Annotated in this window: 22 protein-coding genes; 15 read left to right on the top strand and 7 right to left on the bottom strand. The window is 65.8% G+C overall.

Translation table 11 applies throughout. From position 1 onward, the window contains the following. Positions 1–358: 358 nt before the first annotated feature. Positions 359–1,126: a cobalt-precorrin-6A reductase gene (locus LPW30_RS01065; RefSeq protein WP_239679855.1), complete on the bottom strand. Its 768-nt coding sequence runs from the start codon at positions 1,124–1,126 to the stop codon at positions 359–361. A 163-nt stretch (positions 1,127–1,289) separates the two neighbouring features. Between LPW30_RS01065 and cbiE the strand changes: the two genes are divergently transcribed. Together cbiE and cobM are read left to right on the top strand one after the other, a co-directional pair. Further along, positions 1,290–2,576 (top strand): precorrin-6y C5,15-methyltransferase (decarboxylating) subunit CbiE, encoded by a 1,287-nt coding sequence (gene cbiE, locus LPW30_RS01060; protein ID WP_274521597.1) that lies wholly within the window; start codon positions 1,290–1,292, stop codon positions 2,574–2,576. 271 nt (positions 2,577–2,847) lie between these two features. Then, on the top strand, positions 2,848–3,612 hold the full coding sequence (gene cobM, locus LPW30_RS01055; RefSeq protein ID WP_238624024.1) for a precorrin-4 C(11)-methyltransferase: 765 nt from the start codon (positions 2,848–2,850) through the stop codon (positions 3,610–3,612). Between the two features lie 29 nt (positions 3,613–3,641). On the opposite strand, the gene LPW30_RS01050 is transcribed toward cobM, so the two are convergent. After that, positions 3,642–4,754 (bottom strand): cobalt-precorrin-5B (C(1))-methyltransferase, encoded by a 1,113-nt coding sequence (locus LPW30_RS01050; protein WP_239679853.1) that lies wholly within the window; start codon positions 4,752–4,754, stop codon positions 3,642–3,644. 20 nt (positions 4,755–4,774) lie between these two features. Between LPW30_RS01050 and cobA the strand changes: the two genes are divergently transcribed. From cobA to recG, 7 genes are all read left to right on the top strand, one after another. Next, complete coding sequence (gene cobA / locus LPW30_RS01045) at positions 4,775–5,638, top strand: uroporphyrinogen-III C-methyltransferase (protein ID WP_029762149.1); 864 nt, start codon at positions 4,775–4,777, stop codon at positions 5,636–5,638. Positions 5,639–5,704: 66 nt separating this feature from the next. Further along, positions 5,705–6,046 (top strand): hypothetical protein, encoded by a 342-nt coding sequence (locus LPW30_RS01040; RefSeq protein ID WP_128571822.1) that lies wholly within the window; start codon positions 5,705–5,707, stop codon positions 6,044–6,046. Positions 6,047–6,092: 46 nt separating this feature from the next. After that, complete coding sequence (gene greB / locus LPW30_RS01035; RefSeq protein WP_025280202.1) at positions 6,093–6,611, top strand: transcription elongation factor GreB; 519 nt, start codon at positions 6,093–6,095, stop codon at positions 6,609–6,611. A gap of 10 nt (positions 6,612–6,621) precedes the next feature. Beyond that, entirely contained in the window at positions 6,622–6,756 is a 135-nt protein-coding gene (gene lptM, locus LPW30_RS01030) for an LPS translocon maturation chaperone LptM (protein ID WP_084307047.1), read from the top strand. A 66-nt stretch (positions 6,757–6,822) separates the two neighbouring features. After that, positions 6,823–8,070, top strand: coding sequence for a diaminopimelate decarboxylase (gene lysA, locus LPW30_RS01025; protein ID WP_238624021.1), 1,248 nt, complete (start codon positions 6,823–6,825; stop codon positions 8,068–8,070). 43 nt (positions 8,071–8,113) lie between these two features. Further along, the gene (locus LPW30_RS01020) at positions 8,114–8,497 is read left to right on the top strand and encodes a RidA family protein (protein WP_239679852.1); all 384 of its coding nucleotides are present in this window, start codon (positions 8,114–8,116) and stop codon (positions 8,495–8,497) included. A gap of 30 nt (positions 8,498–8,527) precedes the next feature. Beyond that, the gene (recG, locus tag LPW30_RS01015) at positions 8,528–10,588 is read left to right on the top strand and encodes an ATP-dependent DNA helicase RecG (protein WP_239679851.1); all 2,061 of its coding nucleotides are present in this window, start codon (positions 8,528–8,530) and stop codon (positions 10,586–10,588) included. Positions 10,589–10,625: 37 nt separating this feature from the next. On the opposite strand, the gene LPW30_RS01010 is transcribed toward recG, so the two are convergent. Continuing rightward, positions 10,626–11,291 (bottom strand): hypothetical protein, encoded by a 666-nt coding sequence (locus LPW30_RS01010; RefSeq protein ID WP_239679850.1) that lies wholly within the window; start codon positions 11,289–11,291, stop codon positions 10,626–10,628. 229 nt (positions 11,292–11,520) lie between these two features. On the opposite strand from LPW30_RS01010, the gene LPW30_RS01005 reads away from it, so the two are divergent. From LPW30_RS01005 to msrA, 6 genes are all read left to right on the top strand, one after another. Continuing rightward, on the top strand, positions 11,521–11,973 hold the full coding sequence (locus tag LPW30_RS01005) for a DoxX family protein (protein ID WP_238624018.1): 453 nt from the start codon (positions 11,521–11,523) through the stop codon (positions 11,971–11,973). A 156-nt stretch (positions 11,974–12,129) separates the two neighbouring features. After that, positions 12,130–13,119 (top strand): CHAD domain-containing protein, encoded by a 990-nt coding sequence (locus LPW30_RS01000; RefSeq protein ID WP_025280208.1) that lies wholly within the window; start codon positions 12,130–12,132, stop codon positions 13,117–13,119. Between the two features lie 234 nt (positions 13,120–13,353). After that, positions 13,354–14,352: a TAXI family TRAP transporter solute-binding subunit gene (locus tag LPW30_RS00995; RefSeq protein ID WP_025280209.1), complete on the top strand. Its 999-nt coding sequence runs from the start codon at positions 13,354–13,356 to the stop codon at positions 14,350–14,352. Positions 14,353–14,498: 146 nt separating this feature from the next. Continuing rightward, positions 14,499–16,682 (top strand): TRAP transporter permease, encoded by a 2,184-nt coding sequence (locus tag LPW30_RS00990; protein WP_239679849.1) that lies wholly within the window; start codon positions 14,499–14,501, stop codon positions 16,680–16,682. 101 nt (positions 16,683–16,783) lie between these two features. Next, a complete protein-coding gene (locus tag LPW30_RS00985) occupies positions 16,784–17,362 on the top strand; it encodes a hypothetical protein (protein ID WP_025280211.1) in 579 nt (192 codons plus the stop codon). A 171-nt stretch (positions 17,363–17,533) separates the two neighbouring features. Continuing rightward, entirely contained in the window at positions 17,534–18,175 is a 642-nt protein-coding gene (msrA, locus tag LPW30_RS00980) for a peptide-methionine (S)-S-oxide reductase MsrA (protein WP_239679848.1), read from the top strand. On the opposite strand, the gene LPW30_RS00975 is transcribed toward msrA, so the two are convergent. From LPW30_RS00975 to LPW30_RS00960, 4 genes are all read right to left on the bottom strand, one after another. Next, a complete protein-coding gene (locus LPW30_RS00975; protein ID WP_239679847.1) occupies positions 18,163–19,263 on the bottom strand; it encodes a hypothetical protein in 1,101 nt (366 codons plus the stop codon). The genes msrA and LPW30_RS00975 overlap by 13 nt on opposite strands. Positions 19,264–19,380: 117 nt before the next feature. Next, the gene (locus LPW30_RS00970; RefSeq protein ID WP_239679846.1) at positions 19,381–20,550 is read right to left on the bottom strand and encodes a hypothetical protein; all 1,170 of its coding nucleotides are present in this window, start codon (positions 20,548–20,550) and stop codon (positions 19,381–19,383) included. Between the two features lie 15 nt (positions 20,551–20,565). Continuing rightward, positions 20,566–21,012, bottom strand: a complete 447-nt coding sequence (locus tag LPW30_RS00965) for a hypothetical protein (RefSeq protein ID WP_025280215.1) — start codon at positions 21,010–21,012, stop codon at positions 20,566–20,568. 75 nt (positions 21,013–21,087) lie between these two features. Continuing rightward, on the bottom strand, positions 21,088–21,882 hold the full coding sequence (locus tag LPW30_RS00960) for a gamma-glutamyl-gamma-aminobutyrate hydrolase family protein (protein ID WP_238624012.1): 795 nt from the start codon (positions 21,880–21,882) through the stop codon (positions 21,088–21,090).

Here is a 21,882-nt window from a genome sequence, read left to right as displayed (position 1 = left end):
AGTTGGCTGTTGTGGCTTGGTTCGGGGTGCCTGGGTTTTGCTTTGGTGCTGGTTCCCCTCATCGGGGCCGTGTTCCTTGCGGCGGGACGCCGTGAATACATCCCTGTAGGCTTGGCCACCGCATCCCTGCGGTGAACACCCGCCTCCAGGAACCCGCCCCCGCTGAGGGGATTCGGCTATTGTGGCTTCGTTCGGGGTGCCTGGTCTTCCTGCGTGATGCTTTCCGGAAGTCCGTGGGGTCGTTCTTCGCGGCCGGGGGCCGCTCCCACGAGGGTTCCACCTTTGGCTGCAAGCCTCCTGTTCCTGTGGGAGCATGTTTGTGGGAGCGGGCCTTGCCCGCGATTGAGGCGCCCGTGCCTTAGCGCCCTGCGCTGAACTGATGCAGCAATGCCAGTGCTGCCTGCGGAGTCGCTGTCTCGTGGTTGGCCCTGGGCACGGCGGGGCGCTCCACCATGATCACTTCCACGCCACATTGGCGGGCGGCCTGCAGTTTGGCCTGGGTGGCTTCCCCGCCGGAGTTCTTGGTGACCAGGGTGTCGATGTGGTGTTCTCTCAGCAGTGTCAACTCATCTTCCAGCTGGAAGGGGCCGCGTTGGGTGAGGCACAGGCAGTGGGGCGGGCGGGTTTCGGGGAGTTCGACGCTGCGGGTGATGTAGTGGTGTTGGGGGGCCTGGCAGAAGGCGGCCAGTTCCAGTTGGCCGATGGTGAGCAGTACCCGTTTGGGGGTGTCGCCCAGGGCCTGGGCGGCGGCGGCCATGTGGGGCACGCTGCGCCAGTGATCTTCGGGCTCGGGAGTCCATGCAGGGCGGCGCAGGGCCAGGAGTTTGCAACCGGCTTGATCCGCTGCGGCGGCTGCGTTGGCGGAGATCCGGGCTGCGAAGGGGTGGGTGGCGTCGATAATGATGTGGGTGCCTTCGGCGCGAATCCATTCCACCAGGCCGGGTACGCCTCCGAAGCCGCCGGTGCGACAGCGCAGGTCGGGCAGGCGGGGGTTGCTCGTGCGGCCTGCGACGGAGTAGACCGGGTCGTAGCGCGCGTCGTCTTCCAGGGCCCTGGCCAGTTCCATGGCTTCGCCGGTGCCACCGAGAATGAGGAGTTTGAGGGGGTGTCGGGTGTCTTCAGGCATGGGAGGGGGAGGTTTCAGGGGACGGCCGATGATGGCTCATCACCTTACTGGACATGGCCTTGGTGTTCCATGATCAGTGGGGTTGGGGTGAGGGTGGGAGGGGCCGGCAGGGATCCCAATTTATGGCACACTTGCAGGAATCACTTCCCCCACTGCATCGCACATGACGGATTCCCCTCTGACCCAACCTTTCTCATCCCGCCCATGGCTGCACTTGATCGGCCTGGGAGAGGAGGGCATTGATGGTTTGACCCCTGCCGCCCAGGTCCTGGTGCGTTCCGCCGAGCTTGTGGTGGGTGGCCAGCGCCATCTGGAGTTGGCTTCTTCGTTGATTCAGGGCCGGGCGCTGCCCTGGGCATCGCCCCTGTCGGATACGCTGCCTGAGCTCATGGCCCATCGAGGGCGCCCGGTGGTGGTGCTGGCCTCGGGAGATCCCTTTTTCTTTGGTGTGGGCAGCACCTTGCGTCCGCATCTGGAGCCGGGCGAGTGGCGGTGTCTGCCGCATCCTTCCAGTGTGGCGCTGGCAGCGTCCCGGCTGGGTTGGTCGCAGCAGGACTGTGCGGTGATCTCCCTGACGGGGCGGCCCCTGGAGAGCCTGCGTCCGGCTTTGCAGCCGGGCGGCCAGGTGTTCGTGCTCAGTGCCGATGCAAACACGCCAGCCCAGGTGGCTCGGGCGCTGGTGGATTGGGGCTTCGGAGAAAGCATCGTGACCGTGCTGGAGGCCCTGGGCGGTCCTCGAGAGCGCCGGCGATCGTCGGTGGCCCATTGCTTCGATCTGGATGACGTCAATCCGTTGAACCTTCTGGCCATTCAGGTGGTGGCGGGGCCGGAGGCCCGGGTGTTGCCGCGGTCACCGGGTTTGCCCGATGACTGGTTTGAGCACGATGGTCAGATCACCAAGCGTGAGGTGCGGGCCGTGACCCTGTCCAGCCTGCGGCCCAGGGTGGGTGAGATGCTCTGGGATGTGGGGTGTGGCTCGGGGTCGGTGTCCATTGAATGGCTTTTGGCGCATCCTTCCACCCGGGCCATTGCGCTGGAGAGTCATGAGGATCGTGCGGCCCGTGCTGCCCGCAATGCGGCATCGCTGGGGGTGCCTCGCCTGGAGTTGAAGGTGGGGCGGGCTCCGGCCGTGCTGGAGGGTTTGCCGCCGCCGGATGCCGTCTTTCTGGGTGGAGGGGCGCGGGACCCGGAGGTGATCGAGCGTTGCTGGGAGGCATTGCGGCCTGGTGGACGCTTGGTGGCCAATGTGGTGGTGCTGGAGACGGAGCAGGTGATTCAGACTGCCTGGCAGCGCCTGGGCGGCAGTCTCACCCGGCTCTCTGTGGAGCGTCTGGACAAGGTGGGTGGGCTGCATGCCTTCCGGCCGGCCATGTCGGTGGTGCAATGGGTGGTGGACAAGCCGGTTTCGCGTGCCGCCCCCGGCCGCGAAGAGTATGCCTCGTCACCTTGATCCGGGTGTCTTTGTGGGAGCGGGCCTCGCCCGCGAAAGGTGTGCCCGGAGTGTGTGTCGCTGTTGGCTCCCCTCGGCGAGGCCGCGTTCCCCGCGGCGGGACGCCGTGAATACGGCCCTGTAGGCTTGATCGCCGCCTCCTTGCGGCGAACACCCGCCTCCAGGAACCCGGCCCCGATGAGGGGATTCGGCTGTTGTGGCGCTGATCTTGTATTGTGTGCTGTTCGGCCGACTGTTTTTCGTTCTTTCCGGACTTTCACAGGATTAACACATGACTGTTCATTTCATCGGCGCCGGGCCCGGTGCCGCCGACCTGATCACCTTGCGTGCGGCGCGTTTGCTGGGCGAGTGCCCGGTGTGTCTGTATGCGGGGTCCATCGTCCCCCGGGAGGTGCTGGAGCATTGTCCGGCGGGGGCGCGTCTGGTGGATACCGCGCCGCTGGATCTGGATGCCATCGAGGCGGAGTATGTACGTGCCTTCGAGACGGGGGAGGATGTGGCGCGGCTGCATTCCGGTGATCTCTCGGTGTATAGCGCCGTGGCGGAGCAGATGCGGCGTCTCGAGCGTCTGGGCATTCCGTACACCCTCACCCCCGGTGTGCCGGCCTTTGGTGCGGCGGCTGCCGTGCTGGGTCGGGAGTTGACGGTGCCGGAGGTGAGCCAGAGCCTGGTGATCACCCGGGTGTCGGGGCGGGCCTCGAAGATGCCGCCGGATGAGACCCTGGAGAACTTTGCCCGCACCAAGGCCACGCTGGCGATTCATCTGGCGATTCATCGTCTGGAGGAGGTGGTGGAGCGCCTGGAACCGTTTTATGGGGCGGACTGTCCGGCAGCGGTGGTGGCGCGCGCCACCTGGCCGGACCAGGTGGTGGTGCGTGGCACCCTGGGGGATCTGGTGGAGATGATGCGGGCCTCGCCGGTGGAGCGCACGGGGTTGATCCTGGTGGGGCATGCCCTGGGGAGTCGGGATTTTCGGGAGAGCGCCCTTTATGATCCGGGCTATCGACGCCGCTATCGGTCCGGGGGTGGGGCGTAGGCTGGCGGGAGAGGGGTTGGGGTGAGGGCCTACGGGGCCGAGGTGGCCTCGCCCACCAGATGACCGGAGCGGTCAAACACCAGGATCTCCAACTGGCTCTGCTGGGGGTCGATCAGATGTAGCGCAAAATGCAGCGCTGCCCGGGCTACGGCGTCGCCGATGGGAACGTCGGCGGCCCGGGCATGGTCGAACGCTTCAGCCACGGTGTTGGACTGACGGATTCTTTCCTGACAGGTTTCGTCCGCCCCTGCAGTGGCCGCCAGATTTGCCAATTGCCCCAGATCCGCCTGGCCACGTCGGGAGTGTACATCCATGAAACCCTGGGACAGCTTCGTGATCTTGGCCATGCCGCCGGCCACCGTGATGCGTGGTACGGGATGAGTGCGCAGGTATTTGAGCATGCCGCCGATGAAGTCCCCCATGTCGATGAGTGCCTCTTCGGGCAGTTCGTGATGGGCCTGCACGGCCTTCTCGGAGGTGCGCCCGGTGGAACCAGCCACGTGGGGCAGCCCAGCGGCCCGGGCCACGTCGATGCCCCGCTGGATGGAATGGATCCAGGCCGAACAGGAGAAGGGGATCACCACGCCCGTGGTACCCAGGATGGACAGCCCGCCGACGATGCCGAGGCGGGGATTGAGGGTCTCGATGGCAATTTCTGCCCCCCGCGGGACAGATATTTCCACTTCAACGTCGCCGGGCACGTTAAACTGTGCGGCTACCTCGCCCACGGCCTGCTGAATCATGGCCCGGGGCGATGGATTGATGGCGGGTTCGCCCGCCGGGATGGGCAGGCCCGCACGGGTGACCATGCCCACCCCTTCGCCAGCGGCAAATGTGACGCCGCTTCCCGGTGCGCCCAGGCGTACCTTGGCCCGGATCAGGGCGCCATGGGTGACATCCGGGTCATCCCCGGCGTCCTTGATGATGCCCGCCATGGCGGTGCCATCCCCCTGTTCCTGCACTGCCAGGGAGAATGCCGGGGTGCGGTTCTTGGGCAGGGTCACCTGGACGGGGTCCGGGAAATGGCCGCTCACCAGGGCCGTGAAGGCCGCCTTGGTGGCCGCGGTGGCACAGGCCCCCGTGGTCCAGCCGCGTCGGAGGGCTGTACCCTGTTCAGGGGGCGTAGGGGTCTGCTCGGACATAGCACGGAGTATACTGATCGATGAATTCACTGTCCCGGACAAGCCATCCCGTCATGGGTACGGCGCTGGATACACTGGACGCCCTGATCCCGGGGCTGCCGCGCATGCGCCCGGGCGAGGTGTGGATCGTGGGTGCCGGGCCGGGCGACCCGGGGCTGCTGACCCTGCATGCGCTCTCGGCCCTGTTGCAGGCGGATGTGCTGGTGCACGATGCCCTGATCGACCCCAGAACCCTGGCCATGGTGCGCCCCGACGCGGTACGCATCTTTGCCGGCAAGCGTGGCGGCAAACCCTCCACTCATCAGGACGACATCACGGCCACCCTGGTGGATCAGGCTGGGCGCGGTTTTCGCGTGGTGCGCCTCAAGGGAGGCGACCCCTTCATGTTCGGTCGGGGTGGGGAGGAAGTGGCTGCGCTGCTGGAGGAGGGGATTCCCAATCGCGTGATTCCCGGCCTCACTTCGGGTCTGGCGGGATTGAGTGCGGTGGGCATTCCGGCCACCTGCAGGGGTGTGAATCAGGCGGTGTTCCTGGCCACTGGCCATGGGGCCGGGCGCAAGCCCACGCCGGAGGGCATTGACTGGTCCCTGGTGGCCCGCCTGGGGCAGCCCGTGGTGCTGTACATGGCCATCAAGAACCTGCCCCATATCCTTCAGGGTCTCACCGATGGGGGCATGGTGGCGGACACGCCGGCGGCCGTGGTGACCTCGGCCACCACGCCCCAGGAACGGGTGGTGATCGCCACGCGGGCGACCCTGCTGGAGACCATCACCCGGGAGCGCCTGGAAGCGCCGGCCATCATTGTGCTGGGGGAGATTGTCCAATGCCGCACCACCCTCAACCGGGTGGTGACCCACACGGCTCAGGAGATGTCAGGCAGCTGAGCGTTTCACTGGTTGGCCGTTTCCGGCCATGTATTCCAGGTCCGTTTGTCCCGGGAGCACCCTGTCATGAGCAATGTTCGTCAAAGGTTGGCCTCCATGCGCAGGCATCTGGATGCCCTGCAGTCCACCGCCGGCGAGGCGGATGCCAATGTACGGGATCTGATTGCGCAGTTGAGCGACGAGTTGGCTGGCCTTGAGCAGGCGCTGGACCCGCGTCAGTCCGAGTCCTCGCCGGGCCATGCGGTCACCCGGGAGCCGGATGGCGATGCGGAGAAGTGTCCCTGCTGCACTCTGCGTTCCCTGTATGCGGTGCCGGGAGAGGTGCGGGACAGTCAGGATCGTGACGGCAGCCAGGAGGCCCTGTTCCACTGCTGGAGCTGTGGCTACGATACCTGGCGTCCTGTCTGAGGCCCGAGGCCATGGTGAAGTATCGGATTGATAAGGTTTTGTTCTGATGGCACGCTGGCGCCCACCGCAACCCCGTTCATCCCCCCATATCACCGCCGAGGGTCACGCGGCCCTTGAGGCGGAGTTGCAGGGTCTTTGGACGCGCCGCGCCGATGTGACCCGCCACCTGTCCGCCGCAGCGGCCGAGGGCGATCGTTCGGAGAACGCCGAATATATCTACCGCAAGAAGGAATTGCGGGAGATCGACCGGCGCATCCGCTACCTGCAGAAGCGAATACCGTCCCTGCAGGTGGTACGTGATCCCCCGACGGATCAGGCCCGTGTCTTTTTCGGCGCCTGGGTCACCCTGGCCGATACCTCGGGTCGGGAGGTGGTCTACCGTATCGTCGGTGCCGATGAGTTTGACCCGGAGCGGGGCTGGATCAGCCTGGATTCTCCCGTGGCCCGGGCCTTGCTGGGTAAACACCTGGATGACGAGGTGGAGGTGGAAACGCCAGGCGGGGTCGTCCGCTACGAGGTGGTGGACGTGGCTTACCGGGATGCCGAGGCTTCCCCTGATTCATGAGGTGCATGCCATGCGTTTTTGCTGGTCCAATCTGTTGCTCATCGTCGTGGTCGTGATTCTGGGGACGGCCAGCATGCTGTCCAGTTGCGGTCAGCGCGGCGATCTGTACCTGCCCGATGATGAAGATCAACGGGCCGACCCCTAGGCCCTTCAGTTCTCCATCAAACAACCCACCGGGCCACCGGCCCGCCTCCGAACCGGATATCGACGGATGGATCATTTCAATTATCAGGATGGCGTTCTCTGTGCCGAGGACGTGAGCCTTGAATCCCTTGCCCAGGCCCACGGCACGCCATTGTACGTGTATTCCCGCGCGACCCTGGAGCGGCACTGGAAGGCCTTTGACGATGCCCTGGGGAATCATCCCCATCTGGTGTGCTATGCAGTGAAGGCCAATTCCAGCCTGGCAGTGCTGAACGTGCTGGCACGTCTTGGGGCGGGCTTCGATATCGTCTCCGGTGGCGAGCTGGAGCGGGTGCTGCGGGCCGGGGGCGACCCCGGGCGCGTGGTGTTCTCGGGCGTCGGCAAGCAGGTGGGGGAGATGCGCCGGGCGCTGGAGGTGGGTATCCGCTGCTTCAATGTGGAATCGGTGGCGGAACTGGAGCGCCTGAACCGGGAGGCGGGGGCGCTGGGCATGATCGCGCCGGTCTCCATCCGCGTGAATCCCGATGTGGACGCCGGTACTCACCCCTATATTTCCACCGGCCTGAAGGAGAACAAGTTCGGTGTGGATGTGGAGGATGCCCTGGATCTCTACCGCCAGGCGGCCGCTCTGCCCCACCTGAAGGTCGCGGGACTGGATTGTCACATCGGTTCCCAACTCACATCCCTGGAGCCGTTCGTGGATGCCCTGCGCCGGGTGATCCTGCTCACCCGGGCCCTGCAGGCAGAGGGTATTCAACTGGAGCACCTGGACCTGGGTGGCGGCCTGGGCATCCGTTACCAGAACGAGACGCCGCCCTCGCCGCGCGACTATGCTCAGGCGATGCTGGCCGAGCTCAAGGACACCGGCTACGAAATCCTGCTGGAGCCCGGTCGGGCCATTGCCGGCAATGCGGGGGTGCTGGTCACCCGCGTGGAGTACCTCAAACCCACCCGCCACAAGGATTTTGCCATCGTCGACGCGGCCATGAACGATCTCATCCGCCCGGCCCTGTACGACGCCTGGATGGATATCCTGCCGGTGCGCCCCCGCAGCGGTGAAAGCCGTGAATATGATGTGGTGGGTCCTGTGTGCGAGACCGGCGATTTCCTGGGCAAGGGACGCTCGCTGGTGCTGGAGCAGGGCGATCTGCTGGCGGTACGGTCCGCCGGCGCCTACGGTTATGTGATGAGTTCCAACTACAATACCCGTGCCCGGGCCGCCGAGGTGATGGTGGAGGGTGAAAAGGCCCATGTGATCACCCGGCGCGAGACCCTGGAGGACCTGCTGGCGCGGGAAACGGTATTGCCCGAGTAGCATGAGACAATAGACAACCCACCATGACGCATAAGGAGTCCCCATGGCACGCGAGATCATCGCCACCCCCAAGGCCCCTCAGGCCATCGGCCCCTATTCACAGGCGGTGAAGACGGGCAGCACCGTGTACCTGTCGGGCCAGATCCCGCTCATTCCCGAAACCATGGAACTGGTGGATGGGCCCATCGAGGATCAGGTGCGCCGCGTCTTCGATAATCTGTCGGCGGTGGCCGAGGCCGCTGGAGGGGATCTCAACGACATCGCCAAGCTCAATATCTTTCTCACCGACCTGGGGAATTTCGCCACCGTCAACGAGATCATGAGCCAGTACTTTGCCGAGCCCTATCCGGCCCGCGCCGCCATCGGCGTGGCCAGCCTGCCCAAGGGCGCGCAGGTGGAGATGGATGCCATCATGGTACTGGAGTAGGCCTGACTCCCCCACGCAACGGATGCACCCATGACTGAACCCATCACCGCCCTCAAGGGCGTGGGTCCGAAGATGGCGGCCCGGCTGGAGCGCCTGGGCATCGCCACCGTCACCGACCTGCTGTTTCATCTGCCGGCCCGCTACCAGGATCGCACCCGCCTCGTGGCCATCGGCAGCCTGCGGCCCGGGGACGAGGGGGTGGTGGAAGGGGAGGTGGATCACACCGAGGTAGTGGCCCGTTCCCGGCGCATGCTGCTGGTGCATCTGAGTGATGGTACTGGTGGGATCACCCTGAGGTTCTTCCATTTCTCCGGCGCTCAGCAGCAGGCCATGGCCCGGGGCTCCCGCCTACGCTGTTTCGGTGAGGCTCGCATGGGCAAGGCGGGCATGGAGCTGGTGCATCCCGAGTACCGCATCCTGCGTGAGGGGGAGGCGGCGGTGGAAGAGTCCCTCACGCCCATCTATCCCACCACCGAGGGGCTGCACCAGATGAGCCTGCGCCGGCTCACCGACGAGGCCCTGGCTCGTCTGGACCGGATCCCCGAGTGGCTACCCGCGCATATCCTGGATTCGTCGGGGTTGCCGGATCTGGTCACGGCCCTGCGCACCGTGCACCGCCCGCCGCCCGATGCCCCCGTGTCCAGCCTGCTGGAGGGCCGCCATCCGGCCCAGCGTCGACTGGCCTTCGAGGAACTGGTGGCCCACCACCTGAGCCTGGGCCGAGTGAGGGCGCGGACCACGGATCAGCCGGCACCGCCGGTGCAGGTGCCCGGTGAACTCGTGCGCCGGTTGCTGGATAACCTCCCGTTCCCGCTGACCGGGGCCCAGCAGCGGGTGATTCAGGAACTGGTCACCGACATGGCCCGGCCCCATCCCATGCTGCGTCTGGTGCAGGGGGACGTGGGGGCAGGCAAGACCCTGGTGGCCGTGGCCGCCTGTCTGCATGCGGTGGAGGCGGGTTATCAGGCGGCGGTGATGGCGCCCACGGAGATCCTGGCCGAGCAGCACCACCGCAACTTCAAGGCCCTGCTGGAGCCTCTGGGTATTGAAGTGGCCTGGTTCTCCGGCAAGCAGGGAGTCCGATCCCGCCGTGAGGCCAGTGAGGCCCTGGCCTCCGGGCAGGCCCAGGTGGCGGTGGGCACCCATGCCTTGTTCCAGGGGGATGTGACCTTCCATGACCTGGCCCTGGTGGTGGTGGATGAGCAGCATCGCTTCGGGGTGCATCAGCGCATGGCCCTTAGGGAGAAGGGTGCCCGGGACGGGCGTCTGCCCCATCAGTTGATCATGACCGCCACCCCCATCCCCCGCACCCTGGCCATGACCGCCTACGCGGACCTGGACTATTCAGTCATCGATGAACTTCCGCCGGGGCGCACGCCCATCAAGACCGTGGCCCTGAGCGATGACCGGCGCGATGAAGTGGTGCAGCGCATTCACCACGCCATTGGCGAGGGGCGCCAGGCCTACTGGGTGTGTACCCTGGTGGAGGAATCCGATGTGCTGCAGGCCCAGGCAGCGGAGGATACCCATGCCCAGCTGGAGGAGGCCCTGGAGGGTATCCGCGTGGGGCTGGTGCACGGGCGCATGAAACCCCGGGACAAGGAGGCGGTGATGGCCCGCTTCAAGGCCGGGGAGGTGCAGTTGCTGGTGGCCACCACGGTGATCGAGGTGGGCGTGGATGTGCCCAATGCGTCACTGATGATCATCGAGAATGCCGAGCGCCTGGGACTGGCTCAGCTGCATCAGTTGCGCGGGCGTGTGGGGCGGGGCGAGGCAGCCAGTGCCTGCGTGCTCATGTATCACCCGCCGCTGTCCCAGACGGCCCACCGTCGTCTGGAGGCGTTGCGCAACAGCACCGACGGCTTCGAGATTGCCCGCATCGACCTGGACCTGCGCGGCCCCGGCGAGGTGCTGGGCACGCGTCAGACCGGGATGATGCAGTTTCGTATCGCCGATGTGGTAAGGGATCAGGACCTGCTGGAAGACGTGAAGGTCGCCGCCGGGCGCCTGGCCGCCAAACACCCGGACCACGTGGACCCTCTGATCGACCGCTGGCTGAGCGGATCGCAGGAATATGGCCGGGTAGGCTGAGCGCCACGAGACCCGTTGGCCTCGCGGCACCGAAGGCTCAGAAGCGGTAGGCCACGCCCAGGCTCAGGACCGGGTAGTACTTGAAGTCGTCCAGGTCGTCCTGGAGTTCTTCCTGCTCTCGACGCAGGTCCTCATCGAACTGATCCTGCAAGGTGGGGTCGTTGACCTGTCCCCTCAGGTTTCCCCTCAGGCTCACATCCGGTGATCCGGTAAACATCACACCCGCGTCAAACGCAAAGGACCAACGCCCACCCTGGACCGCATTGCCATAGCCAATTCCCAGGTAGGGTGCAAAGCTGCGCCAGTCGATGGTGGCATCCAGCGAGGCGTCATAGTCGTTGTCACCGATGTCGAGAGTACCGTCGGCCTTCCCGGTCAGCTCATTGCCGTTGTAATACGCCCCGGCAGTCAGGCGGAACCCGCCTCGGAAGGGATGCCAGTCGGCCAGCAGCGCGGCACTGCGCAGCTTGAGATCGGCGTCGTAGTCCACATCGGTCTCTTCCACGTCGGTACTGTAGGTGAAGCCATACAGTCCGCCGCGCAGATTGACGTTCTCCCGCAGGCCGTATGTGCCCTCCACGCCCAGGCCGGTGGTGCCCACCTTGGCCCCCAGGGCGAAAGAGTCCGCCTGTGCCGCCCCCCCGGCGGTCAGCAGACCCACGGACATCAGGACGGCGATGAGTTTGATTGACTTCCTGTTCATGCTGTATTCCCCCGAATACAAGGATTCAAAGATCAAATTGAACAAAACCCTGCTGCCAGTGGACCAATTGGCACAACGACCCCTGGTAAGCCCTCTCAGTGTAAGGTCCGGATGACGCCGGGGCGCCCCGTTCGTCGGTGAGATGGACGCGCCTCTCGGCCCGGGCAAGCTGAACAGGTGGCGCGCAAATCACGCCATGCTCACTCAATCATTGAAAAGGAGACGCTAAATGCAACTGAACCTCAACGAACTACTCTTCGGCGGTCAGACGCCGGGCGCCGTGGCGACGGATGCCGGCATGACCGTGCTGCGCGTGGCCGCCGGACTGATGATGGCCTTCGGGCACGGGTTCGACAAATTGCCTCCGTCTGCAGGATTCGTGGGCATGGTGGAAGGGCTGGGGTTTCACTCGCCCGAGTTGTTTGCCTGGATGGCCGGGCTGGCCGAGGGGATTGGCGGGTTGCTCCTGGCGGCCGGTTTGCTGACGCGCGCCTCGGCGGCCGCCATCCTGGGCGCCATGCTGGTGGCAGCCTTCGTGGCCCATGGGGGTGACCCGCTGTTTGCCACCGGTGGCCCGAGCAAGGAGCTGGCCCTGCTGTACGCCGCCGTGATGGTGCCCTTCCTGTTCGCCGGCTCCGGTCGCTATGGGGTGGACGCCATGTTCCGCCGTCAGGAAGTCTGATCGGCAGGGATCCGACACCGGGCGGCCCCGTACGAGTATGACGTCCGGGGCCGCCCGTTCCTCTCACCACCTTTCCCCGCAGCTGTCATACTTTCATCATACTGTCATCTTGCTCGGTCTTAATGTTGCCCCTGATATCCATCGATCCGGAGCCCCATGAAACAACCCCTGGCAGCCCAACCCGCCTCCCGCGCTGTCCGTCACCTGGCCAGGACCTATCTGGACCAGGCCCAGGCGGCCTGCGACCGGCTGGATGACCCCGCAGACACCGAAGCATTGCACGATTTTCGAGTGGCGCTGCGGCGCCTGCGTAGCCTGCTCAAGGCCCACAAGGGCTATGCAAAACAGTGGTTGTCCAAAAAACTTCGCCAGCGCGCCAAGGACCTGGCATCCAGTACCGGGCTGGCAAGGGATACCGAGGTTCAGCTGGCCTGGCTCATGACGCAGCAGGAGCGCATCAAGTCCCATCAACGACCGGGTTTCCTGTGGATGAAGGAGCGCCTGCAGGATCGCCTTGGTGACGAATACGCGGATATCCGGCAGGCAACACCGTCTGCCTTCAAGCGTTTCCGCAAGCGCATGAACGAGCGCCTGGATCTGGACAAGGACGATGACGCACCGCCGTTCGGTCGGGTCACGGCTCTGCGCCTGACGGAGGCCGCCGAGGATTTCCGTGCTCATCTGGACCAGGTGAAGATGGGAGCCGCCCAGGAGGAGGTGCATCAGGCGCGCATTGCCGGCAAGCGTCTGCGCTATTTGCTGGAACCCGTGGCCAAGGAACTGGAGGGCGGCAAGGACCTCATCAAGGAACTCAAGGAGATGCAGGACCTCATGGGCGAGATCCACGATATCCAGGTGTTCGCGGAGGAACTGGCCCAGGCCTCCGAGGAGGCTGGAGCCGAGCGAATGCGGCGGATGGTGGAACTCTCTCTGGCGCGCGGTCAGGACGATCCGGATCTGCAGGCAGCCCGGCGCACCGACGAACGGGCGGGCCTGATGAGCCTGGCCCGGCAGCTTCATGACCGCCAGGAACACCTCATGTCACGGTTGACCGCCAAACTGGAGGATGGCGAGGCAGAGCGCTTTCTGGCGCATCTGGCGCAGGCAGCAGAGCAGCTTGACGTGCTGGCTTACCCCGAGGGCTGATTCCGGCCGCTGGGACCTGACGGCAGGTAGCCCACCACGTTTCGCCTGCAATTTTTGCCCACTCACTTCAACCGAATCCATCAATCCGTAATAATCCGCACCCGGTCTATGCTATCTTCCGAATCGGGCTTGGCCGGCGGGGACATGGCAGTCTGTCCGGATGGCCCACGTTTCAAACCATCCAGAAGAACGGGAGACCCGAACGGTCCCCAGACTCCCAGGAGGAGTTTTGCCATGCTGAAAAGTTGTATGCGTTGGGCGGGAGTGGCCGCCCTGAGCTGTGCGATGGTCCTGGGCGGCGTCGCGTCCGCGGACGACCGCTCCGATTGGCCGCGTTCAGCCAAGCTGGGCACGGCCTCTCAGGGCGGAACCTACTTCATCTACGGTGCCGGCTGGGCAGGTCTGGTTGACGAAGCAACCGGCGTCAACATGTCCGCCGAGGTCACCGGTGGCCCCGCCCAGAACATGGTGCTGGTACACCAGGGCGAACTGCATTTCGGAATGACCACCATGGGACCGGCCTTTGAAGGTTGGCACGGCCAGCTGCAGGTGGCCAGGGGCCTTGAGACGCGTAATGTGCGTGCCATGTTCCCCATGTATCAGACTCCTCTGCAGGTGGTGGCCTTGCAGCGTTCGGGTATCGAGAGCATCTCTGACCTGGACGGCAAGCGTGTGGGTGTAGGCCCCCGTGGAGGCACCGCCAGCATGTTCTGGCCACGTTTCTTTGAGGATCTGGGCCTGAACGTGCGTGTGCGCTTTGGCGGTGCCGCCGACCAGGTGGGTCAGGTGCAGGACGGCATCCTGGATGCCTTTGCCTTTGCCGCTGGCGTGCCCATCTCCGCCTTCAGTCAGATCGAGGCCCAGCAGCCGGTGAACATCTTCTCCCTCAACGAGGAAGAGATCGCCCAGATGGTGGAAAACCATCCGGTGAGCCGCATCGTCATCCCCGGTGGCACCTACCGCACCGTGGAGGAAGATCAGCCTACCGTGGCCCTGTGGAACTTCGCCATTGCCAGCAAGGACATGCCGGAGAGCTTCGTCTACGAGATCATGAAGACCGTGTTGGACAACAACGACCGCATGATGAGCATTCATCGCTCCGCGGCTGAAACCTTGCCCGAGAACATGGAACACAACACCTTCATGTGGTTCCATCCCGGTGCAGTGCGTTACTACCAGGAAAGGGGCATCGAGGTGCCCGAGGATCTGATTCCGCCCGAGTACGAGGGCTGATCAGCCATCAGGATGGCATGCAAGGGCTCGGGCCGCGTGACGCGGCCCGAGCCTTTTGCCGCTGAATCTTACTGACGCCCCGATTGCGTGCCATCCGCGCCCGGCGTGTCATGTCAATCTAACAGTATGCTCAGAAGAACTCTCCCATGACGAGCTCCGAAAAATCGGGCCCCGCTGAAGACAAAGACATTGCTGCCGCCGCGGCTGCTGCCGCCGAGGAAGGGACCTCGTCACAGCGCAATCTCACCCGCTGGCAATACTGGCTGCTGTTTGCGCTGGGTCTGACCTATACCAGTTTCCACCTGTTGGTCCTCAACGTCTTCCCCATGGAGACCTGGACCTTCCGTATTCTTCACGTGGCCGGTGCCCTGGTGATCGGCTTCGCCATTGTGGCCGCTTGCGTGCCGCCCTCCGAACAATCCCCCGGTCGACGATGGCTACTGGAATTGCTGCCCATGGTGATCACCGTGGGCGCGGCGCTCTACGCCGTGGGTGCCGTCATCGCCGCCTATCTCATGCGCCATGTGTGGGGTTATGACTCATGGTCCATGCCGGACTGGCTCTTCCAGAGTTTCGGTTGGACCCTGCTGGCCACCACCGTGTTGGGTATCCTGTTTGCCTGGGTCTTCAAGCCCCGCTCGGATCGCATCGGCTGGTATGACTGGTCATTGATGGCCGCCAGTGTCTCGGTAGGCGCCTATCTGGTCTTCCATCTGGAAGACCTGCAGTTCCGGGCCGGCGTGATGCCCACGCAGCCCGACTTCTGGGTCTCGGTGGCGGGTATCCTGCTGATTCTTGAACTCACCCGGCGCGTGGCCGGCATGGCCCTGGTGGTGATCGCCGCGGTCTTCATCCTCTATGGTTTCATCGGTCCCTGGCTACCCGGAGTGCTGGAGCATGGCGGTTACAATGCCGATCGCTTCTTCACCTACCTGTACACCGACAACGGCATCCTGGGCCCCACCACGGCGGTGTCGTCCACCTACATCATCCTGTTCATCGCCTTTGCCGCCTTCCTGCAGGCCTCCAAGGTGGGTGATTACTTCGTGAACTTCGCCTTTGCCGCCGCCGGGCGGGCCCGGGGCGGTCCGGCCAAGGTGGCCATCTTCGCCAGCGGCCTGATGGGCATGATCAACGGCACCTCCGCCGGTAACGTGGTGGCCACCGGTTCCCTCACCATTCCGCTGATGAAGCGCGTGGGCTACAACCCGCGCAGTTCCGGCGCCATCGAGGCGGCCGCCTCCACCGGCGGGCAGATCATGCCGCCGGTGATGGGGGCGGGCGCCTTCATCATGGCGGAGATCACCGGCATCCCCTACACCGAGCTCATCATCGCCGCCTTGATCCCGGCGGTGCTGTATTTTGCCTCCGTATACTTCATGGTGGATCTGGAAGCCGCCAAGACAGGGATGAAGGGCCTGCCCTCGAAAGAACTGCCCAAGGTCGGCAAGCTGCTGCGTCAGCTCTACCTGTTCGCGCCCATCATCATCCTGATCGGTGCCCTGTTCATGGGCTATTCCGTGATCCGTGCCGGGACCGTGGCCCTGATGAGTGCCGTGGTGGTGAGCTGGCTCACACCCTTCCGGCTGGGCATCATCGGCTCTGCCAAGGCCCTGGAACTGGCGGCGCGCATGGCCATCCAGCTGATCGCTGTCTGCGCCTGCGCCGGCATCATCGTGGGGGTGATCGGCCTCACGGGCGTGGGGCTGCGCTTCTCCACCATGCTGCTGGCCGTGGCCGACAACAGCCAGCTGCTGGCCCTGTTCTTCGCCATGGGCATTTCCGTGATTCTGGGCATGGGCATGCCCACCACGGCGGCCTATGCGGTGGCGGCCTCGGTGGTGGCACCCGGCCTGATCCAGATGGGGGTGGAGCCGCTGGTGGCCCACTTCTTCGTCTTTTACTACGCGGTGATCTCGGCCATCACCCCGCCGGTGGCCCTGGCGGCCTATGCGGGTGCAGCCATCGCCGGCTCGGAGCCCATGCGTACCTCGGTGACGGCCTTCAAGATCGGTCTGGCGGCCTTCATCGTGCCGTTCATCTTCTTCTATCACCCGGCCCTGCTCATGGAGGGTGAATGGTGGAAGATCACCCAGAGCTTCCTGACCGCCCTGCTGGGCGTGTTCATGCTGGCGGCCGCGGCCCAGGGCTGGTTCTTCGGTCTGGCCAGCAGCGTGGTCCGGGGGCTGCTGTTCATCGGTGCCCTGATGGCCATCTCCGGCGATCTGCTCAGTGACGCCGTGGGTCTTGGCATGGGCGTGGTGCTGTTGCTCTGGCAGTTGAAGGTGTCCGGGGGCAAACCCAAGCCTCCCGTGGCCGAGGCCTCATGACGGCCTGATCCCCGGGACAGCCCCCTCTCCCGTCGTTGGGGGAGAGCGGGGTCCCGGCAGTCGTGATCGGTAAGCTGCCTGCGCGATAAGGAGGAGGCAAAGTGGGAGACAAAGCCTACCTGGTGGCGGTGACCGGGCAGTTGGTGGAAGGGGTCGACCCGGCCACCGCCCAGGCCAACCTGGCCCGCCTGTTCCGCATCCCCGAGGCGCGGGCGGCGGCAATGCTCTCGGGCAAGCCCGTGGTCATCAAGAAGGGTGTGGACGAGGCCACGGCCCGTCGCTATCAGGCCTCCCTCAGGGAGGCCGGCGTTCTGGCCCGGCTGATGGCCTGTGCCCCGGAGTCGGGTGACTCGCCCGTTGCCGGCGCCGAACCGGAGTCGACGCCCCCCGCGTCCAGTGGTGACCCGAGTGAGTCACCCAACTCACCGGTTGCACAGGCGGAGCCTGCCGGGCCCGACTGGACCCTGGCCCCCGTGGGCACCGATCTGAGCGACCGCGAGGCCCCCCCACCCCTTGAGGTGGACCTCTCGGAACTGACCCTGGCCGAACCCGGTGTCACCCTGGGCACCCCCCGGGATCATCCACCCCTGAAGGTGGATACCAGTGACCTCACCCTGGCACAGCCCCCCGATGAAGAAGACAGGGCATCCACGGAGGAGCCGGACAACCCCCGTCCATAACCCCAGCACCCGTGGGAGCGGGCCCTACCCGCGAAGCCCATGCCAGGAAAGACTCCCCAGTTGATCCTGGCCTGTTTCGCCGGCAGGCCGGCTCCCCATCACCAAACTTTCCCGGCCCGGCGCTTTCCAATGGAGGCAAGCCCACCATCCACACCGGGAGGTAGCCCCACCATGTTCTCTTTCATGCGCAAGACCGCCATGCCCCGTCCCGATCAGGCCCTGCCCGGCCGCGACAAACCCATGCCCGTGAGCGAGCACCACGTGGTGCTCAACACCCCCATGAAACCCCCGTATCCCGAAGGCATGGAGACCGCCCTGTTTGGCATGGGCTGTTTCTGGGGTGCCGAGCGGGCCTTCTGGCAGTTGCCCGGGGTGCATGTGACCGCCGTGGGCTATGCGGGCGGCTATACGCCCCATCCCACCTACAAGGAAGTGTGCAGCGGGATGACCGGCCACAACGAGGTGGTGCACGTGGTGTTCAATCCGCAAAGCGTCAGTTATCAGGACCTGCTCAAGGTCTTCTGGCAGTCCCATGACCCCACGCAGGGCATGCGCCAGGGCAACGACGTGGGCACCCAGTATCGTTCGGGGATCTACACCCATGATGACGACCAGGCCCGACAGGCTGCCGAGTCGCGGGATGTGTATCAGCAGGCCCTGACCGCCAGCGGACGGGGCGCCATTACCACCGAGATCGTGCCGGCACCCACCTTCTATTTTGCCGAAGACGATCATCAACAGTATCTGGCCAAGGTGCCGGGAGGTTATTGCGGTCTGGGGGGCACGGGCATCCCCTGGCCTCAGGCCTCCTGACCCGTCTCGGCACTCAGGATGACGGCACCGCGCTCGTCGACCATGGGGCGGTCGAGCACTGCGGTGGCGGCCACTCGGGGCCAGGCACCCGAGCGGGCGATGGCTCCGGTATCCCGCATCCAGATGCCAGCCAGGGCCAGTTGCAGCAGCCACTGTATGGCCCCGGCATGACCGGTGGCGGCGCCGCTATCCAGGGAGGGGGGCGTGATGGGTTCCGGGGGCAGGGGATCCTCGTCGGGCTCCGGTGGCAGTGACACGCCTTCCGGGATGTCGGCACGCAACGGCCATAGATGCACCTGGCAGCTCCACCATTCCCGATCCCCTTCGGCCCCGTTCCCTGGCGGCAGCAGGATACCATCCAGGCTGGATGCCTCCAGGCCTGCTTGCGTCAGGGCGCTGCTCAGCGCCTGGGCCAGGGCGGAATGCGACCCCGTGGAGTCGGGTCTGGCTGCTGGGGCGGGGCAACTGTCCCAACCCAGAATCCGCACGCCATCGCCTCCATCCCGCAACGGAAGGAAGGCCGCCGCCTCGCCCGGGACGATGCCATCCTCGCCGTCCCAGGCCAGCGGCATTTGCTGATCCACCAGGGCCAGCAGGGTGTCCGGGTCCAGCAGGCTATCCGCGCCGCCCAGAAACAGGGCCCGATCCGGATGATGGGACAATGCCTCCTCTGCATGGTCCAGGAGCGTGACGGCCGACTCATGCAGGCAGACAGGCTGCAACCGGGCCTCTGGATGGCGCAGTCCCTCCTTGCCCATCCAGGCCCAAAGCACTCGCGGGTGCAACCGTGAGTGTTCAAGCAGGGTGGGGCGATACGGCCACAGGACCAGGGCCTGGGCGGGCAGGGGCTGTTGACCCAGTGCACCCCTGAGCAGCGCCTGCACCCTGCCGAGAGTGTCTTGCTGACCGCCCATCGCCGGCACACCGCGCAGCACCTGATGGCGGCCGCCTGGGGAGGCCAGTGCGGCCGGATGGGTGAGGCGTTGCTCCATGCACAAGGGTGTGGAGGCTGCCGCCCAGAGCGCCATGGGATCGCTGCCGGTCGCGGTGCACAGGCGAATGTGGTCCGGGTTGAACGCCAGCGTCATGAACGCCCCTCCTGGACTTCGCTGTTGTCGCGCATGACGACTTGAGTGACACCCATGCACCCACGTGGACGAAGGGTCGGAGGCGGCCGGGCAATCCGGGCGGTGCGGTCAATGAGTTCATGCATGCACCGCCTCCTGAGGGGATATCGCCTGCAGCACCTGGACGTGCGCGGCCAGTTGGCGTCGCCGCTGGTGCTGCCAGTGTTCCCGTGGCGCCGCTGGAGGCGCCTCCAGGGCCAGGGCAAGCCGCAACTGCAGCCCATCGGCCTCACGCCCCGCCGTGGCCATCACGTGGCGGGCCAGGCTCACCGGTGTTTGTGGTGCCCCCTGCCAGAGACGCTGGGAAGCGTGAAGACGAGGGCGCGTCTTTCGCCACCAGGACTGGGCCATCATCTGAGGGTTGGGCCCAGCGCCGGTGTGCAGTGGTCGGGGTCCACGCGGCCCCCGTGGCAGGCGCAGCCCGGACACTGCTTCCAGCGCAGCACGAATGTCACTCAGGTGACGGGGCTGGGAGAGGCCCGCGATCAGGGCATCCACCGCTGCCGGCGTGCCGTTCAGCGCCAGCCCCCAAGCCGCACCCGCATGCCGGGGGAGGGCGTCGACGAGGGTGTCCAGGGCCTCGGGCAGGCCCAGCACGCCCATGAGTCGCAGTACGGCATCGCTGCCTTCCATGTCCTGCAAGTGCTCCAGGCCTTCCCGGGCGGAGATCCGGCCACGGGCACAGGCGCCGCGTACCCACCAATAACGCGCTGCGGTGCCGGCATGACATCCCGGCGGGTCCGGATCGATGGCCGGAGCGTGGGGGTGATCGGCCATCCAGCGCAGCCGCGCCAGCACGGTGTCCGGGTCTTCGGTGGGCGAGGGTTCTGGCAGATCCGCCGGCACCGTGTCCTGGCAGCGGGCGATTTCCCAGCAAAGCGGACGCAGTGCCGGCACCGATCCCAGGGTTCTGAGCCATGGGCCCAGCGGTTCGGGAGGCAGGTGAATCAGCAGCCAGCGCCAGGGGTGTTGTCCGTCCTCGATCAAGGCGCTGACCACGTCCTCCACCGTGGGCCGCTGCTGACTCACCCAGGCGGCGGCACAGCGCAGGAAGTGTGCACAGGCCGAGGCGTCTTCTGGCAGCACGGCCCCGGCGTTGCGGCCCAGTAACAGCCATTGCGTGAGCAGTCGTCGCTCCAGGCGCTCCAGGCTGGCGGCATCGTCCAGTGGCAGCGCCTGGCGCCGGCCGTGTTGATCCCACAGGGCTCGGGCCAGGTCTTCATGTTGTTTCCAGAGAGGCCATTCCATGGCGACGCTCCCGGGTCAGTTGAAGTGGATGCGGGCGGCCAGAAAGTGCATCAGCCGCGCCATGATGCCGTGCAGTTCCCGGCCGCGCATCTCCATGCGGCCTTCGGGTTCCAGGGTCATGGAGGATTCACCGCAACGCAGGTACAGACCGCGCTCTGCCCTCAGATGTACATGCCCGTCCCGCTCGGTCACTGCCTGGGAGGGGGGCGCTTCGCCATGTCGGCGAAGTCGGTCCAGGATCACCGGGCCCGTGGCGGGCTGCAGCAGGACCAGCACACGGTCGCCGGGGCGCAGGGCGGGGGTTGATTGGGCATGGCCCATGGGGGGCAGGGTGGTGCCATCGCAATCCACCCAAAGGGCTTCGCCGGCCTGAGCCTGGAGCACGCGCGCCAGCGTGACACGGCCTGTCCCGGGGGCTGGATGATGGGTGGGGTTCAGCGGCACGATGTCCTTGGCCTGCATGGATGCACTCTCCCTGTGAGCGGGGCGAGGCCCCTGGTGGTGATTGGGCGATTTCCCTCGCCCGCTGATGGAATCCTACTGGGATCGGGCCCTGACCGACAAGTCCCTGCTGGAGTCCACCAGTCCCTGGAACAGCCGCCGATGGCGCGCCTTTTGTGGCAGATACTCCGGATGCCACTGCACCCCAAGGATGAGCGGGGCGTTCCGACTCTCTATGGCTTGGACCACGCCGCTGGCCTCCCGGGCCGCCACCACCAGGTCCTGGCCCAGCTCCGCCACGGCCTGGTTATGCAGGGCGTTGACAGGCAGAGGGTTCGTGCCGGTCAGGGCGGCGATACGTGAGCCTTCGGTGAGAGTGACCACCTTGCGCGGCAGGATGCTGCGCACCTGGGGGTGTTCCCGGTAAAAGCCCTCCAGATTCTGGTGCAGGGTGCCGCCACACACCACGTTCAGCAACTGCATGCCCCGGCAGATGCCCAGGATGGGCAGCCCGCGGTCCAGGGCCTCGCGGATCAGGGCCTGTTCGAGACGATCCCGGTCAGCGTCGCCGCCATGCAGTTTGGTGTACAGCACCCGGCGCAGCAGCCACAGCAGGGGGTAGAGCACGAACCCGAGAATGCGCTGTCGCCAGCCGGTCTCGGTGGCATCGATCTCCCGGATCAGGCTCAGCTGGTCCTGGCCGTAGAGGCCAGGATCCACATCCGCGCCCCCACCCACCACCAGCCCGTCCAGTTCCTGCAAGCTGCGGGGCCGCCCAGGCGTGATGTGAACGGCCTTGCCGCCGGCCCACCAGATGGCCCACCAGGTCATGATCCAGGCAGCCACGCCGCCCCGGTCCGGCCCCGTGACGCCGATGCGGGGTCTTGCCAT

This window comes from Ectothiorhodospira variabilis (assembly GCF_022227625.1).
GTDB lineage: Bacteria > Pseudomonadota > Gammaproteobacteria > Ectothiorhodospirales > Ectothiorhodospiraceae > Ectothiorhodospira > Ectothiorhodospira haloalkaliphila.
The sequence above is the reverse complement of the archived record's forward strand: the minus strand, read 5'-3'. Positions and strand labels throughout refer to the sequence as shown.